This window comes from Microbacterium excoecariae, from assembly GCF_011326725.1.
Lineage (GTDB): Bacteria > Actinomycetota > Actinomycetes > Actinomycetales > Microbacteriaceae > Microbacterium > Microbacterium excoecariae.
In genome coordinates this window covers 2,042,031-2,056,840 of record NZ_JAANCO010000001.1, presented here as the reverse complement: position 1 = coordinate 2,056,840, position 14,810 = coordinate 2,042,031, and the positions used below count along the sequence as shown (strand labels likewise).

Genomic DNA, 14,810 nt, shown 5'->3' with positions numbered 1-14,810 from the left:
CTAGCGCGCCGCCCGCGGTCAGGCCTCGCGCAGCGCGCGGTCGAGGTCCGCGATGAGGTCGCCCGTGTCCTCGAGGCCGACGGAGATCCGGATCGTCGCCCAGGAGATTCCGGCGGCCGCCAGCTGATCCGGCGTCATGTGGTTGTGGGTCATGGACGCGGGGTGACACACGAGCGTCCGCGCGTCGCCGATGTTCGCCACGAGCTTGATGGTGCGAAGCGCGTCTACCACGCGGGCGACCCGCGCGAACGCGGCCTCGTCGTCCGCGCCCGGATCCGCGAGCTCGAAGGCGAACACCGACGGCACGCCGCGGGGGTAGTACTCGGCGGCGCGCGCCGCGTACGGGTTGTCGGGAAGCCCGGGATGAAAGACGCGGCCGACGGCCGGGTGGTCCGCGAGAAAGCGCGCGATCTCGAGCCCCGAGGCGGCGTGCCGGCCGACGCGCAGGTCCAGCGTCTCCAGGCCCTCGAGGAGCTGGAAGGCGTTGAACGGGCTGAGCGCGGGGCCGAGGTCGGCGACGAAGCGGCTCTTGAGAAGCGTCGTCAGCGCCCCCGTCCGCCCGAACGCGTCCCAGAGCGCGACGTCGCCGAAACGCCAGTGCGGCTCGAACAGCGCGGGCCATTTCGCCGGATCCGCCGCGAAGTCGAAGGTCCCGAGGTCGACCACCAGACCGCCGAGCGATGTGCCGTGGCCGCCGATGAATTTCGTCGCCGAGTGCACCACGATGTCCGCGCCGTGGTCGCGCACGCGGATCAGGTACGGCGTGCCCACGGTGTTATCGAGGACGAGCGGGACGCCCGCGGCGTGCGCGATGTCGGCCACGGCGCGAATGTCGAGCACCTGGGCGACGGGGTTGGCGACCGTCTCCGCGAACAAGAGCCGGGTCGTGGGGCGAACGGCCCCGCGCCAGGCCGCGAGGTCGTCCTGGTCGACGAACGTGACCTCGATGCCGAGGTCGGCGAGGGTGGTGTCGAAGAGGTCCACGGTGCCGCCGTAGAGGGAGCTCGCCGCGACGATGTGCCCGCCACGGCCCGCCAGCGCGAGCGCGGCGACGGCGGTCGCCGCCTGGCCGGATCCCACGGCGGCGGCGCCGACGCCGCCCTCGAGCGCCGTGATGCGTTGCTCCAGAACCGCCTGGGTGGGGGTGCCGTTGCGGCTGTAGATGTTGCCGCGGCGCCGGAGCGCGAACAGCTCGCGGGCCTCCGCGAGCGACGAGAACTGGTATGCCGACGACTGATAGATCGGCGTCGCGACCGTGTTCTGCGGGGTCCCGGGGACGTACCCCGTGTGCAGCTGGGTCGTCGCGAATCCGTCGGTCGTCATGCCCTCATTCTCGCCCGGCGCACGCCCGCGGTCGAGCGCGTGTGACGCCCCGTGACCGCGCATGACGGCCCGCGTCAGGGAACGAGGAGGAGCTTGCCCGGCGCGCCCGCCTCGCCCGCGGACTGCGCGCGCCCGGCCTCGTCGAGCGAGAACGACTCGCCGATCTCGACGTCGAAGTACCCCGCCGCGATGAGCGCGAGGGCGACGGGGACGGCCTCGGCACGCCAGGCGTTCTGCTGCGGAGTGAGGGGGTGGCGCGACCCGCCGGCGAACGCCCGGAGGCCGAGCTCGTCGGCCTTCTGGCCGAGGACGATCGTGGCAATCCGGCTCGTGTCGTCGAGCAGCTCGATGGACGCCTCGAGCACGCCGTCGGCCCCGGCGCAGTCCAGGATGGCCGTCACGCCGTCGGGTGCGGCCTCGAGCACGCGGCCGGTGAGACCGTCGCCGTAGGTGACGGGCTCCGCCCCGAGGTCGCGGACGCGGCTCGCGCGGCCCGCGCTCGTCGTGGCGATCACGTGCGCGCCGAAGAGCACCGCGAACTGGATCGCGGCCTGCCCCACGGCACCCGACCCGCCGTGGATCAGCAGCGTGTCGTCCTCGCGGATCCCGAGCGAGCGCAGCGCCTGGTAGGCGGTGCCGGCCGGGATGCCGAGCGCCGCACCCTGCGCGGCCGAGACGCCGGCCGGGCGCAGGAACACGCGCGCGGCGTCGACCCGCACGTCGGTGGCGTACGCGCCGTCGGCGCCGAAGAACGCGACTGCGTCGCCCACGCGGAGGCCGTCGACGCCGTCGCCTACGGCCGTCACGACGCCCGCGCCGTCGGATCCGGTGCGCCAGGGACCGGCGCCCGCGAGTGGGCGCACGCCCGTGCGCAGCTTGCGCTCGATGGGGTTCACGCCCGCGGCCTCGACGCGGATGGCGACCTCGCCCGCCGCGGGGACCGGATCCGGAATCTCCACGAGCTCGAGGACCTCGGGTCCGCCGGTACGGGTGAACTGCACTGCCTGAGCCATGCCCCCACGCTACCCTGAGAGGCGGGCGCGGTAGCGGGTGCGCGTGCCGGGGCGCGGGTCCGCGGGCAGCTCCGCCTGGGAGGCGGCGGCCCACGACGGGCGCTCGCCCCCGAGCGCCCATGCCGCCTGCGTCGCCGCGCCGAGCGCGACGTACTCGCCGGGGGCGGGGACGACGACGGGCAGGCCGAACACCTCGGCCGCGATGCGCTGGGTCGCGGCCGAGGTGGCGGCCCCGCCCGTGAGGAGGACCCGCTGCGCCTCGACGCCGCCCGCGCGCATCGCGTCCAGCCCGTCCGCGAGCGCGCACAGTACGCCCTCGAAGGCGGCCCGCGCGAGGTTCTCCCGCGTGGTCGCGGCGAGCGTCATGCCGAACAGCGTGGCGGTCGCGTCCGGCCGATTCGGCGTCCGCTCGCCCTCAAACCACGGCTGGAGCACGAGCCCCGCGGATCCCGGATCCGCCGCGAGCGCCAGGCGGGAAAGCTCGTCGTGGTCCACCCCGAGGAGGGCCGCGACGGCGTCGAGCACGCGGGCGGCGTTGAGGGTCGTCACGATGGGCAGGTAGCGCCCGGAGGCGTCCGCGAACCCGGCGACCGTCCCGGTGGGGTCCCGGACGGGGCGCTCGGCCACGGCGAAGACCGTGCCGCTCGTGCCGATCGAGACGCCGACGTCGCCGGCGCGGGCCCCCATGCCGAGCGCGGCGCCCGCGTTGTCGCCGCACCCCGCGGCGACCACGCGGCCCGCCTCGTCCGCGACGGCGGCGTCGGGGGCGAGGATGCGCGGCAGGGCGACGCCTGCCGCGTCCCGACCGAGCGCCGCGGCGAGCAGCTCCCGGTCGTACTCGGCGCGCTGGGGGTCGAAGTAGCCCGTGCCGCTGGCGTCTGACCGATCCGTGACGAGCTCCTCCAGGACGGGGCCGCGCCGAGACTCGCCGGCGGGCCCGAACCCGCGCAGGCGCCACGTGAGCCAGTCGTGGGGGAGGGCGACGGCCGCGACGCGCGCGGCCGACGCGGGCTCGTGATCGGCGAGCCACCGCAGCTTCGTGATGGTGAACGATGCCACGGGCACGAGCCCCGTGCGTTCGGCGAACGCGCCCGCGCCGACCTCGCGGGTGAGGTCGGCCGCGGCGCCCGCCGAGCGCGTGTCGTTCCACAGGAGGGCGTCGCGAATCACCCGGCCGTCGCCGTCAAGCGCGACCATCCCGTGCTGCTGGCCGGCGATCGCCCACGCGTCGACGTCGTCCAGCCCGCCCGCGTCGTCGATCGCCGCGGCGAGCGCTTGCCACCAGTGCTCCGGATCCACCTCGGATCCGTCCGGGTGCGGCGCGCGGCCCGAGCGCACGAGCGCGCCCGTCTCGGCGTCGACGACGACGACCTTGCAGCTCTGCGTGGAGGAGTCGACCCCCGCGACGAGCCTCACGGCGCCGGGCCCTTAGGAGCGCGCGCCGAGCAGGTGCTCGGTCGCGAGCTGCTGCAGACGGACGAACCCGAAGCCCTTGCCGTCGAGGTACGCGTCGGCGTCGAAGTCCTCGTAGGCCGTGCGGTCGGCGAGCAGGTCGTCGTACGACTCGCCGGCCCCGAGCGTCGGCTGCCGCAGCTCCGCGACGCGCGCGGCCTCGAGCGCTTCGGCGACCTCGGGATCGGCCCGGAACGCCGCGGCGCGCTCCTTGAGCAGGAGGTACATGCGCATGTTGGCCGCGGCGGACTCCCACACGCCCGCCTCGTCCTCCGTGCGGCTCGGCTTGTAGTCGAAGTGGCGCGGTCCGTCGTAGGCGGGGCCGCCCTCCGGCGAGCCGTGCTCGAGGAGGTCGACGAGCGAGAACGCGTTGTGCAGGTCGCCGTGACCGAACACGAGGTCCTGGTCGTACTTGATGCCGCGCTGGCCGTTGAGGTCGATGTGGAAGAGCTTGCCGTGGTAGAGCGCCTGCGCGATGCCGGCCGTGAAGTTCAGGCCCGCCATCTGCTCGTGGCCCGTCTCGGGGTTGAGGCCGACGAGCTCGGGGCGCTCCAGCGAGTCGATGAAGGCGAGCGCGTGGCCGAGCGTCGGGAGCAGGATGTCGCCGCGGGGCTCGTTGGGCTTCGGCTCGATCGCGAACCGGATGTCGTATCCCTTGTCGGTGACGTAATCGCCCAGCAGGTCCACGGCCTCCCGGTAGCGCTCGAGCGCCGCCTGGACGTCCTTGGCCGTGTCGTACTCGGCGCCCTCGCGCCCGCCCCACATCACGAAGGTCTTCGCGCCGAGCTCGGCGGCGAGATCGAGGTTGCGGAGCACCTTGCGCAGCGCGAAGCGACGCACCTGGCGGTCGTTCGACGTGAAGCCGCCGTCCTTGAAGACGGGGGCGCTAAAGAGGTTCGTCGTCACCATCGGCACGACGATGCCGGTGTCCGCGAGCGCGCCCTTCAGGCGATCGATCTGCTTCTGGCGCTCCGCGTCCGTGGATCCGAACGCGAAGAGGTCGTCGTCGTGGAACGTGAGCCCGTACGCGCCGAGCTCGGCGAGCTTCTCGACGCCGTGCACGACGTCGAGCGCCGGCCGCGTCGGGCCGCCGAACGGATCCGTGCCGTTGTATCCGATGGTCCACAGGCCGAAGGAGAACCGGTCCGCGGGCGTGGGGGTGAGGGACATGTGAGACCGCCTTGTCGTCGTTGTCGTCGGTAAAAAGTTGTCTTCGGCAACATAACACGTGACGCGCCGTCCGGGGGACCCTCAGGCCCCGCGGACTGCCGGGCGGGGAGGGGCGGCTAGGGTAACGAGCATGACGAGCCGGGGGTCGAGCGGGGGAGACGTCCGCCGGGCGAACCTCGGATCCGTGGTGCGGCTCGTGCACCGCGACGGGGCGCTCTCGCGCGCCGAGCTGACGGCGCGGACGGGGCTGAACCGCTCCACGATCTCCGACCTTGTCGGTGCGCTGTCGGACGCGGGCCTGGTCGCCGAGCGGGAACCGGATCTCACCCGGCGCGTCGGGCGCCCGTCGCCCGTCGTCGAGCCCGGGCCGGGCGTAGTCGCCCTCGCCGTGAACCCCGAGGTCGACGCGGTCGAGATCGGGGCGGTCGCGCTCGGCGGCAGGGTCATCGCCCGGATCCGCCACTCGGTGGACCGGCTGGTGACGCCGGCCGAGACCGCGCGGTACGTCGGCGACGCGCTCGCCGCGTGGCGCCGCGGGCCGCTCGCCGGCGCCCGCGTTCGGGGCGTGGCCGCCGCCGTCCCCGGCCTCGTGCGCGCCGCGGACGGCCTCGTGCGCGTGGCGCCACACCTCGGGTGGCGCGAGGCCGACCTCGCCGGCGAGCTCGCGCGCGCGACGGGCCTGCCCGCCGTCGCCGCGAACGATGCCTCGGCGGGGGTCGTCGCCGAGGGGCTGTTCGGATCCGCCCGCGGCTGCGACGACGTCGTCTATCTCAACGGGGGCGCGAGCGGCATCGGCGGCGGGCTCATCCTTGCGGGCACGCACATCGTCGGCGCGGGCGGATACGCTGGGGAGTGGGGGCAGAATCAGCCCTCGATCTCCGCGGACGCGGATCGGCGCGTCCCGGGCGGCGTGCTCGAGGACGAGGTGAACCGCCGCCGGCTCCTCGCGGCGGTGCGGATGAGCGCGGCCGACGACGACGCCCTCGGCCGGGCGCTCGCCGCGGCGACGGGGCGGGACGTGGCGGACGAGGTCGCCCGGCAGCGCCGGATCCTCCAGGCCACCCTCGCCAACGCCGCGAACGTCCTGAACCCGCGCGTCATCGTTCTTGGGGGCTTTCTCGCGCTGCTCCGGGCCGCGGATCCGCGCGCGTTCGACCGCGGCGTGCGCGCCCAGACGCTCCCCGCTCCCGCGGAGAATCTCGACATTCGTGCCGCGGCGCTCGGCGCCGACCGGCTGCTGATCGGCGCCGCGGAGCGGGTCTTCGACGCGCTCGTCGCGGATCCGCTCGCGGATCCCCGCTGACCGCCGGGCCGTCCTGGCCTCGCGGGCGCTCCCGCGTCGCGCGTTCAGGGGTGCAGCAGCGCCGCGAAGGCGCCGAGTGTCTCCTGCAGCGAAATGGACGGATCCAAGAGCCACTGGATCTGCAGGCCGTCGGAGGCGGCGACGATCAACGCGGCGATCGGCTCCGGGTCGATGTCCGCACGCACGATGCCCGCGGCCTGATCGGCGCGAAGTCGCTCGGCCAGGTCCGCGCGCACCCGCTCGAAGCGCTGGGTGAAGTGCGCCTTTCCGGCCTCGCTGCCCGCCTCGAGCGACGCGGCCACGAGCGTGGTGTAGAGCTCCACCAGCCCCGGGACCCGGAGGTTCGAGACGGCCGCGCCCACGATGAGGTCGATCGCGTGGCCCGGCCGCGGGTCGTCCTCGCCGGCTGCGCGGCGCGCCTCGGCGTGCTCGTAGACGGCGACGAGGAGCTGCTCGCGCGAATCGAAGTAGTGCAGTAGCGCCGCGTGCGAGACCCCGATGGCCTGCGCGATGCGCCGCAGGCTGGTGCCGTCGGCGCCGCGCTCGGCGAAGACCTCTATCGCGCGGTCGAGGATCTCTCGGCGCCGGGCGACGCCCTTCGCATAGGAGCCCTGTCTGCCGATGACGGCGTCCTCGCTGGCCATGACGCCAACATAGTCGGTTAAAAACCTCCATAGGAAGGTTTTTGGTGTTAGCGTGACGATATGGCGCCCGCCGCGGCGGACGCGCGACCCGCTCGATCACAACGACGTACGAAAGAAGGTCACGTCATGGCATTGCCCGAAGCCTCCGTCCAGCTGTACAGCCTGGCTAAGGAGTTCACCGCCGACATGGACGGTTCCCTCGACAAGCTCGCGGCGATCGGTCTGCGGAACGTCGAGGCGTTCGACTTCGTGGGCCGTCCCGACGAGATCCGCGCCGCGCTCGACGGCGCCGGCCTCAAGGCTCCGACGGGCCACGCGCCGATCCTCTCGGACGAGCTCTGGACGCCGGACGGATCCATTCCCACGCCCGCCCCCGAGGTGGTGTTCGAGGCCGCGGCGAAGATCGGCATGACGACGGTCATCGATCCCTTCGTGGCACTCGACCGGTGGTCGACGGAGGAGGGCGTCGCGGACATCGCCGAGCGCTTCGCCACGCTCCAGGAGGTCGCCCAGGGGTTCGGCCTCCAGGTCGGTTACCACAACCACTCGCAGGAGTTCGTCGCGTCGTTCGACGGCGTGACCGCCTACGAGCGCTTCCTCGCGCTCACGGGCGAGGACGTGCAGATCGAGCTCGACCTGTTCTGGGCCGCGGCCGGTCAGCAGGACGTGCCCGGGCTCGTGTCTCGTCTGGGGGACCGGCTGGTCGCCGTCCACGTCAAGGACGGCATCGTGCCCTCGTCCAACCCGTTCGCGCCCGACGCCCCGGCGTTCGCCAGCGCCGAGCTCGATCAGCGCCACGCGGGCACCGCCGAGGTTCCCCTCGCGGCGTCCCTGCACGCCGCCACCGGCCTGCGGTACGCGGTCATCGAATACGACAACGCCCCGGGCGACGTCTTCGAGGACATCGCGGCCAGCTTCGCCTTCCTCCGGGACGGCGGGTACGTCGCGTGAGCGCCGTCGGCGTGGGCGTCATCGGCGCCGGTGTCATCAGCGACACCTACATCGAGAACCTCGCGTCCTTCCCGGACGTGGAGGTGCTCATCGTCGGCGACCTCCTGCCCGAGCGCGCGAAGGCGCAGGCGGAGAAGCACGGCGTCCCCGGGCATGGCTCGGCCGAGGACGTGCTCGCCCACCCGGGCGTGCAGGTCGTCGTCAACCTGACGATCCCCGCCGCGCACATCGAGGTTTCGTCGGCCGCGATCGCCGCGGGCAAGCACGTGTGGAGCGAGAAGCCGATTGGCCTCGACCGCGCGGGCGCGAAGAAGCTGCTGGAGGACGCGGCGGCGAAGGGGCTGCGCATCGGTCAGGCCCCCGACACCGTGCTCGGCCCGGGCTTTCAGTCGGCGAAGCGCGCGATCCAATCGGGCCTCATCGGCGAGCCGATGTTCGCCTCGACCACGTTTCAGACCGTCGGTCCGGACCTGTGGCACCCGGACCCCGCGTTCCTCTTCGCCGAGGGCGCCGGCCCGCTCCTCGACATGGGCCCGTACTACCTCACGGGTCTCGTGAGCCTTTTCGGCTCGGTCGACCGCGTCGCCGCCGTGGGCCGCAAGAAGTTCGAGGAGCGGGTGATCCGCTCCGGCCCGAAGGCGGGGGAGACCTTCGCCGTCGAAGTGCCCACCTCGCTGCAGGTCATCGCCGGATTCGAGAGCGGTGCCCAGTCGGCCAGCCTGCTGAGCTTCGACTCGGCCCTCGAGCGCCACGGCGTCTTCGAGGTGCACGGGACGGAGGGGTCCATCTTCCTCCCCGACCCGAACATGTTCGACGGCAAGATCCAGTACGTCAAGGCGCAGACGACGCTCGCCGACGGCGACTGGGGCGGCCAGGAGTTCCTCGACGTCGCGCAGGAGGGCGTGGTCGTCGGGCGCGGGCTCGGTGTGCTCGACATGGTGCGCGCGATTGCCGAGGACCGCCCGCATGTCGCCACGGGGGAGCTCGGGTATCACGTGCTCGACGTCATGCTCTCGGCGCAGGAGTCCGCCGCCAGCGGCGAGTTCCTCGCCGTCGCCAGCTCGATCTCGGCCCCCGTGCCGACCGTTCCGGCCGGCTTCGACCCCTTCACGGCGACGCTGTAAGCGCCCTCGGACGGCCGCGCGCTCCCGGCTCCTCGCGGAGCAGCGGGCGCGCGGCGCGAAACGGGGGAGTGAACCGTCGCGCCGGCGTCAGCGGGACGACGCGCCCGGGCTCCCGGGGAGGACCAGCGCGCCGTCGACCCGACGGGGGATCCCGAGCGGATTATTCTCGCGCAGTGCGGCGGGAAGGGCGCGCTCGGGCGCCTGCTGGTAGGCCACGGGGCGCTGGAATCGCCGCACCGCCGTCGCGCCGACCGAGGTGTGCTGGCTCGTCGTCGCGGGCCACGGTCCGCCGTGATGCTGCGCCCAGCTCACGGCGACCCCCGTCGGCCAGCCCGCGAACAGCACGCGTCCCGCGCGCTCCTCCAGCGCGGGGAGGATCCGACCGATCTCGTCCGTCTCCTCCGCGTGGAGGGTGGCGGTGAGGTTGCCCTCGAGGAGATCGAGGGCGGCGAGCAGGTCGTCCTCGTCGCGGTACCGGACGACCAGGGTGAACGGCCCGAACACCTCCTCGAGCAGGGTCTCGGCGTGCGCCGCGAGCGTCGCGGTATCGCAGGCGGCGACGAGGGATCCGTCGCCCGCGGCCACCGTGTCCACGCCCGGCACCTCGCGCACGCGCTCGGCCCCGGCCGCGAACGACGACGCGATGCGGTCGGTCAGCATCGGCCCGGCGTCGCCGACGTGCGCCGCGAGGCCGGCCTCGACGGCGGAGGCGGCCGGCACGAACACGACGCCCGGCTTGGTGCAGAACTGCCCGACGCCGAGCTGGAACGAGCCCGCGAGGCCCTCGGCCAGCGCCGCGCCGCGCGCGGCGTCCGCGGCGGCCGTGACGACGACGGGGTTGAGCGACCCGAGCTCGCCGAAGAAGGGAATGGGGCGCGATCGCGCGGCGGCGCGGTCGTGGATCGCGCGGCCGCCCGGGATCGAACCGGTGAATCCAATCGCGGTGATCTCATCGTGGTCCGCGAGCGCGAGGCCGGCGTCCCGACCCGTCACGAGGGCGAGGATCCCCGCGGGCGCCCCCGCGCCGACGAGGGCGTCGCCGAGAATGGCGGCGACGCGCGCGGACAGGCGCGGGTGCCCCGAGTGCGCCTTGACGATCACGGGGCAGCCGACCGCCAGCGCGGACGCCGTGTCGCCGCCAGCGACCGAGAACGCGAACGGGAAGTTCGAGGCCGCGAACACCGCGACGGGGCCGAGGGGGCGGAGCACCCGACGCAGGTCGGGGATCGGCGGCGTCGCGTCGGGGTTCGGGTGGTCGATCGTCGCCTCGAGGTAGGACCCCTCCTCGATGACGGTCGCGAACAGGCGCAGCTGGCTCGTCGTGCGCGCGAGCTCGCCCGCGAGGCGGGTGGAGCCGAGGCGGCTTTCCTCGTCGGCGAGCGGAACGAGCTCGCCCGCCGCGTCGTCGAGCGCCTGCGCCCCCGCGCGCAGCCACGCCGCGCGCTCGCGGTCGGTGGCGGCGGCGGAGGAGGCGAACGCGATCCGCGCGGCGCGGCAGAGCGCGTCGACGTCCTGGGCGGTCGAATCGGTCACGGAGGATCTCCTATCGTTCGGGATGCGGGACGGGGTGGTCAGGCGAAACGAATGCCGAGGCCCCGCGCGGGCCCGCCCGTGGCGATGCCCGCGCGGATGTCGAGGCCCGTGGGCGCCGCGAGGGCGCCGAGGTCGAAGAACCCCGCGTCCTCGACGTCCTCCACCCAGGTCTCGTCGGGCAGGCAGAACGCGAGCTGGGAGGACAGCTCCGGCAACAGGTGGGGCGCGATCCGCACCCCGCGCTCGCGGGCGAGCTCCGTGATCGCGAGGAACGGGGTGATCCCGCCCACCCGCACGACGTTCGGCTGGATGATGTCCACGGCGCCGGCGTCGATCGCGTCGCGGAACTGGTAGATCGTGTGGCGGTTCTCGCCGAGCGCGATCGGCACGCCGATGCGGCGCCGCAGCTCGGCGTGCCCCGCAATGTCGTCGGCGCGCAGGGGCTCCTCGATCCACGCCGGGTCGAAGCGCGACAGGGCGTAGATTGCGGTCGTCGCGCGCTCGAGGTCCCACCGCTGGTTCGCGTCGATCATGAGCGCCCGGCCCGCGCCGAGGATCTCGCGCACCGCCTCGACGCGGTCGACGTCGCGCGCGAGGTCGGCGCTGCCGACCTTGATCTTCACGGCGTCGAATCCCTGATCGACCCAGCGCCGCACCTGCGCGGCGAGCTCGTCCGCCGAGTAGTGCAGGTTCACGCCGCTGCCGTACGCCGGGAGCCGGTCGTGGGCGCGCCCGATGAGGTCGGTGACCGATCGGTCCTGCCGCCGCGCGGCGAGATCCCACAGCGCGAGGTCGAGGCCGGCGAGCGCGATCGTCGTGATTCCGCCGGAGCCGGCCTCGTGGAGGTGTTCCCACACGCCCTGCCAGATGCGCGGATCCGCCGGGAGACCGCGCGCGTGATCCGCGATGTCCCGCGCGAGGAGCTGCTCCACGGCGTGCGCGCCGATGGTCGGGGTCCAGCTGAATCCCCACCCGGCGCCGCCTGACGTATCGCGCACGACGGTCTCGACGACGTGCATCTCCCGCACGTCCTCGCCCCACGCCCGCCGCAGCGGGATCTCGACGAGGCGCGTCTCGAGCGAGGCGATCGCGGGCATGCTCACGCCGCGAGCTCCTCGCCGCGCTCGAGGATGCGGGCCAGCCGCGCGGTCTGCTCGGGCGTGGGATCCACAAGCGGCGCGCGCACGGATCCCGCCGCGATTCCGCCGAGGCGCACCCCCGCCTTCACGAGCGAGACGGCGAAGCCCGGCGTCTCGTCGCGCAGGGCGACGAGCGGCCGGAAGAACCCCTCAAGCAATTCCCGCTGCGTGTGCGTATCGCCCTCGCGCAGGGCGCGAAAGAAGCGCACCGCGGGCCGCGGGGCCATCGCGAAGGCGGCCGAGGAATACATCGGCACCCCGATCGCCTGGTAGGCGGCCTGGGTCATCTCGGCCGTGAGGAGGCCGTTGAAGAACAGCACGTCGCGCCCCGACCGCTCGGCCTCGAGCACGAACTGCTGCGCCACGGCCAGGTCTCCCGCGCCGTCCTTGATCCCCACGACGCGCGGGTTCTCGATCAGGCGCGCAACCGAGGCTGGCGTGAACTGCGCGTTGGCGCGGTGGTAGGCGATGAGCGGCAGGGGGCTCTCCCGCGCGATCCGCTCGACGTATGCGACGAGGCCCTCCTGCGGCGCCCCCACGAGATAGGGCGGCATGACGAGCAGGCCATCCGCGCCCTCCTCCGCGGCGATCCGGGCGCAGGCAAGAGCGTGCCCGAGGGGGCCGCCGGCCCCGCCGAGGACGGGGACGGATCCGCTCGTCGCGGTCACCGCCGCCCGGATCGCGACGCGGTAGTCCTCGAGCGAGAGCGCGTGAAACTCGCCTGTCCCGCACGCGGCGAAGACGGCGCCGGGCCCGCTCGCGACGCGCTCCGCGACGTGGCGCGCGAGCAGGTCCTCGTCGACGCGGTCGCGGTCGTCGAAGGGTGTGACCGGGAAGAACAGCACGCGATCGGGGATGGCCAGGTTCGTCATCGGGAAGCCTCCAGCGGCGGGGTGTGTCGGACGAGCTGGTCGCGCCACAACCGCGTGGCGCGCCAGCCGAGGAGCGCCGCGGCGCGGTCGCTCGAGAACACGGAGGCCGTGCCCGGGAGCTGGTCCGCGACGTCCGCGAGCGCGGGCAGGTGGGCGCGCACGGCGTCGGCCGTGTCGCCGTCGTAGAGGGCGTCGGGAGCACCCACGAAGAACGTCGCGCCGTTCGGCGCGGCCGTGGCCGCGAGCCACGCCGCGACGAATTCGCCCGCGTCGCGCGCGTCGACGTAGTTGAACAGGGCAACGGCCGACAGGGCCGGATCCGCGAGGCGCTCCTCGACCGTGTGTCCCTGCTGGGTCGGGGCGCCCTCCCACTCCTCGGGGGCGATGACATAGCAGGGCCGGAAGACGCCGAAGCGGACCCGGTCGCCGTGCTGGCGGACCGCCATTTGCACGATCGTCTCCATCGCGACCTTGGACGCGCCGTATCCGTTCCACGGCGCGGTCGGGTGGGCCTCGTCGAGCGGCAGGTACTCCGGGGCCCAGCCCCGCGGGGCCCCGTACCCCATGACGGTCGGACTCGACGCGAGCAGCATCGCCCCGGCCCCCGCGTCGAGGGTCGCCTGCAGCACGGAGAACACGAGCTGCGTGTTGACGCGGAAGATCTCCGGATCCGGCAGCGCGCCGGGCACCGCGATCGCGGCGAGGTGCACGACGGCGTCGGGCCGGATCCGCGAGAACGCCGCGCTCGTGGCGGCGGCGTCCAGGAGGTCCAGCCGCTCCTGCGCGGCCGGGAGGCCCTCGAGCGTCACGGCGTCGAGCGACGTGACCTCGTGGCCGGCGTCGACGAGGGCGCGGACGACGCTCCGGCCGAGGCGGCCGGCGCCGCCCGTGACGACGACGCGGCTCATCGCTCGCCGCGCGAATCGGCCACCGCGCCGGAGGCCGCGCCGATCTCGAGATCGGCCACCCGCACCGGGAGGCCGCGGTCGAGGGAGAGGTTGCCGGCCACGCCGACCACGACGCTGCGCACGCCGTCGGTCCAGTCGGCCGTGCGGCCGAGGGGATCGGATCCGGCGCCGCGGAAGACGTCGTCGAGGAGCACGCGGTCGCCGCCGCCGTGGCCGCCGACGCCCGCGGGGATCGGGACCTCCCGTGCGGGAGCGAAGTGGTTCTGCACGACGAGGCGCTCGCTCGCGGGCCGGGCCGCGTCGTTTGCGACGAGGTCGGGGCGCGCGCTCGGATCCACGACGGTGCGGCCGTCCTCGTCCACCTGCACGCTGCCGCGCTCGACGACGGTCAGCTCGGCGCGCCCCTTCGTGCCGTTGACGGCCACCGTGTACCCCTCCCACGGGGAGTGCGCGTTCAGCGCGTAGCTCAGCGTCGCGCCGCGCGCGTAATCGACGATGAGCGCGAGGTTGTCCTCGATCGTGATCCTCGCGTCGAAGACGTCGCGATCGCGGACGTAGCCGTCGTGGTGCTCCTGGTCGAGGTAGAGCCCGCGGAGCTTGTCGTCGGCGCGCATATCGAGGCTGAAGGCATCGCGCGCGGGGTCGTCCGTGGTCCCGCGCTCGGGCCGCGATCCGAGGCCGCGCCGGGCGGCGTTGTCCGCGCCGTAGAAGCGCAGCCCTCCCGAGGCGAACACCCGCGCCGGGACGTCGCCGATCCACCAGTTCACGAGGTCGAAGTGATGGCTCGATTTGTGGATGAGGAGCCCGCCGGAGTTCTCCTTCTGCCGGTGCCACCGGCGGAAGTAGTCCGCGCCGTGCGCCGTGTCGAGGACCCACTCGAAGTGGACGCTCGTGACGTCGCCGATCTCGCCCGCCGCGATGACCTGCTTGAGCGCCGAGTTGCGGGGGGAGTAGCGGTAGTTGAAGGTGATCGTCACGCGCCGGCCCGTGCGTTCGGCCGCGGCGGCGATCTCGCGGATCCCCTCTTCGTCGACCGTCAGGGGCTTCTCCACAACCGCGTCCGCGCCGGCCTCGAGGGCGGCGACGACGTAGCGGGCGTGCGTGTGATCGGGGCTCGTGACGATCACCACGTCGACGGCCTCCTCCCGCACGACGTCCCCGAGCCGCGCCGCATCGAACCGGCGCGGCGCGCCGAGCGCCGGGTGCGCCGCCGCGGACCAGTCGAGGCGGCCGGGATTCGGATCGGACCAGGCGACGAGCTCGGCGACGTCCGTGTAGTCGTTCGCGAGGGCGGCGAGGTACATCTGCGCGCGGGATCCGGTGCCGATGAGCGCGTAGCGGCGGAGGGGCATGACAATCCTTCGACTGTGAAGAAAGC

The 14,810-nt window shown here is 73.7% G+C and carries 13 protein-coding genes; 3 read left to right on the top strand and 10 right to left on the bottom strand.

What is annotated here, in order from left to right; genetic code table 11:
* Positions 1–18 precede the first annotated feature (18 nt).
* The 4 genes from G8E01_RS09525 to xylA all read right to left on the bottom strand — a co-directional run bounded on the left by G8E01_RS09525 (position 19) and on the right by xylA (position 4,958).
* On the bottom strand, positions 19–1,323 hold the full coding sequence (locus G8E01_RS09525) for an O-acetylhomoserine aminocarboxypropyltransferase/cysteine synthase family protein (protein ID WP_205827264.1): 1,305 nt from the start codon (positions 1,321–1,323) through the stop codon (positions 19–21).
* Between the two features lie 74 nt (positions 1,324–1,397).
* Positions 1,398–2,336 (bottom strand): quinone oxidoreductase family protein, encoded by a 939-nt coding sequence (locus G8E01_RS09520; RefSeq protein WP_166318987.1) that lies wholly within the window; start codon positions 2,334–2,336, stop codon positions 1,398–1,400.
* Between the two features lie 9 nt (positions 2,337–2,345).
* Complete coding sequence (gene xylB / locus G8E01_RS09515; RefSeq protein WP_166318984.1) at positions 2,346–3,752, bottom strand: xylulokinase; 1,407 nt, start codon at positions 3,750–3,752, stop codon at positions 2,346–2,348.
* A gap of 12 nt (positions 3,753–3,764) precedes the next feature.
* Positions 3,765–4,958, bottom strand: a complete 1,194-nt coding sequence (gene xylA, locus G8E01_RS09510; RefSeq protein ID WP_166318981.1) for a xylose isomerase — start codon at positions 4,956–4,958, stop codon at positions 3,765–3,767.
* Positions 4,959–5,088: 130 nt separating this feature from the next.
* Between xylA and G8E01_RS09505 the strand changes: the two genes are divergently transcribed.
* Positions 5,089–6,261, top strand: a complete 1,173-nt coding sequence (locus G8E01_RS09505; protein WP_166318978.1) for an ROK family transcriptional regulator — start codon at positions 5,089–5,091, stop codon at positions 6,259–6,261.
* A gap of 44 nt (positions 6,262–6,305) precedes the next feature.
* Here the strand turns inward: G8E01_RS09505 and G8E01_RS09500 are convergent, their stop codons facing one another.
* Complete coding sequence (locus G8E01_RS09500) at positions 6,306–6,905, bottom strand: TetR/AcrR family transcriptional regulator (RefSeq protein WP_166318975.1); 600 nt, start codon at positions 6,903–6,905, stop codon at positions 6,306–6,308.
* 126 nt (positions 6,906–7,031) lie between these two features.
* Here G8E01_RS09500 and G8E01_RS09495 point away from each other — a divergent pair, with 126 nt between their 5' ends.
* Together G8E01_RS09495 and G8E01_RS09490 are read left to right on the top strand one after the other, a co-directional pair.
* Positions 7,032–7,856 carry a sugar phosphate isomerase/epimerase family protein gene (locus tag G8E01_RS09495; RefSeq protein WP_166318972.1) on the top strand — a complete coding sequence of 275 codons (825 nt, stop codon included), beginning with the start codon at positions 7,032–7,034 and terminating at the stop codon, positions 7,854–7,856.
* Positions 7,853–8,980: a Gfo/Idh/MocA family protein gene (locus G8E01_RS09490; RefSeq protein WP_166318969.1), complete on the top strand. Its 1,128-nt coding sequence runs from the start codon at positions 7,853–7,855 to the stop codon at positions 8,978–8,980. The genes G8E01_RS09495 and G8E01_RS09490 overlap by 4 nt, the downstream gene beginning before the upstream one ends.
* 87 nt (positions 8,981–9,067) lie before the next feature.
* On the opposite strand, the gene G8E01_RS09485 is transcribed toward G8E01_RS09490, so the two are convergent.
* From G8E01_RS09485 to G8E01_RS09465, 5 genes are read right to left on the bottom strand one after another with little or no spacing between them, the layout of a single operon-like run.
* Entirely contained in the window at positions 9,068–10,513 is a 1,446-nt protein-coding gene (locus G8E01_RS09485; protein WP_166318966.1) for an aldehyde dehydrogenase (NADP(+)), read from the bottom strand.
* 38 nt (positions 10,514–10,551) lie between these two features.
* Positions 10,552–11,610, bottom strand: a complete 1,059-nt coding sequence (locus G8E01_RS09480) for a mandelate racemase/muconate lactonizing enzyme family protein (protein ID WP_205827531.1) — start codon at positions 11,608–11,610, stop codon at positions 10,552–10,554.
* A 2-nt stretch (positions 11,611–11,612) separates the two neighbouring features.
* Positions 11,613–12,524 (bottom strand): 5-dehydro-4-deoxyglucarate dehydratase, encoded by a 912-nt coding sequence (locus G8E01_RS09475; RefSeq protein WP_166318960.1) that lies wholly within the window; start codon positions 12,522–12,524, stop codon positions 11,613–11,615.
* Positions 12,521–13,432, bottom strand: coding sequence for an NAD-dependent epimerase/dehydratase family protein (locus tag G8E01_RS09470; protein WP_166318957.1), 912 nt, complete (start codon positions 13,430–13,432; stop codon positions 12,521–12,523). The genes G8E01_RS09475 and G8E01_RS09470 overlap by 4 nt, the downstream gene beginning before the upstream one ends.
* Positions 13,429–14,784, bottom strand: coding sequence for a Gfo/Idh/MocA family protein (locus G8E01_RS09465; RefSeq protein WP_166318954.1), 1,356 nt, complete (start codon positions 14,782–14,784; stop codon positions 13,429–13,431). Before G8E01_RS09465 ends, G8E01_RS09470 begins: the two co-directional genes overlap by 4 nt.
* Positions 14,785–14,810 lie beyond the last annotated feature (26 nt).

Excerpts from the sequence above, each read along its gene's own strand:
- G8E01_RS09475 (WP_166318960.1), bottom strand. The coding sequence starts at position 12,524 with ATGACGAACCTGGCCATCCCCGATCGCGTGCTGTTCTTCCCGGTCACA.
- G8E01_RS09500 (WP_166318975.1), bottom strand. The coding sequence starts at position 6,905 with ATGGCCAGCGAGGACGCCGTCATCGGCAGACAGGGCTCCTATGCGAAG.
- G8E01_RS09495 (WP_166318972.1), top strand. The coding sequence starts at position 7,032 with ATGGCATTGCCCGAAGCCTCCGTCCAGCTGTACAGCCTGGCTAAGGAG.
- G8E01_RS09465 (WP_166318954.1), bottom strand. The coding sequence starts at position 14,784 with ATGCCCCTCCGCCGCTACGCGCTCATCGGCACCGGATCCCGCGCGCAG.
- G8E01_RS09470 (WP_166318957.1), bottom strand. The coding sequence starts at position 13,432 with ATGAGCCGCGTCGTCGTCACGGGCGGCGCCGGCCGCCTCGGCCGGAGC.
- G8E01_RS09505 (WP_166318978.1), top strand. The coding sequence starts at position 5,089 with ATGACGAGCCGGGGGTCGAGCGGGGGAGACGTCCGCCGGGCGAACCTC.
- G8E01_RS09480 (WP_205827531.1), bottom strand. The coding sequence starts at position 11,610 with ATGCCCGCGATCGCCTCGCTCGAGACGCGCCTCGTCGAGATCCCGCTG.
- G8E01_RS09520 (WP_166318987.1), bottom strand. The coding sequence starts at position 2,336 with ATGGCTCAGGCAGTGCAGTTCACCCGTACCGGCGGACCCGAGGTCCTC.
- xylA (WP_166318981.1), bottom strand. The coding sequence starts at position 4,958 with ATGTCCCTCACCCCCACGCCCGCGGACCGGTTCTCCTTCGGCCTGTGG.
- G8E01_RS09525 (WP_205827264.1), bottom strand. The coding sequence starts at position 1,323 with ATGACGACCGACGGATTCGCGACGACCCAGCTGCACACGGGGTACGTC.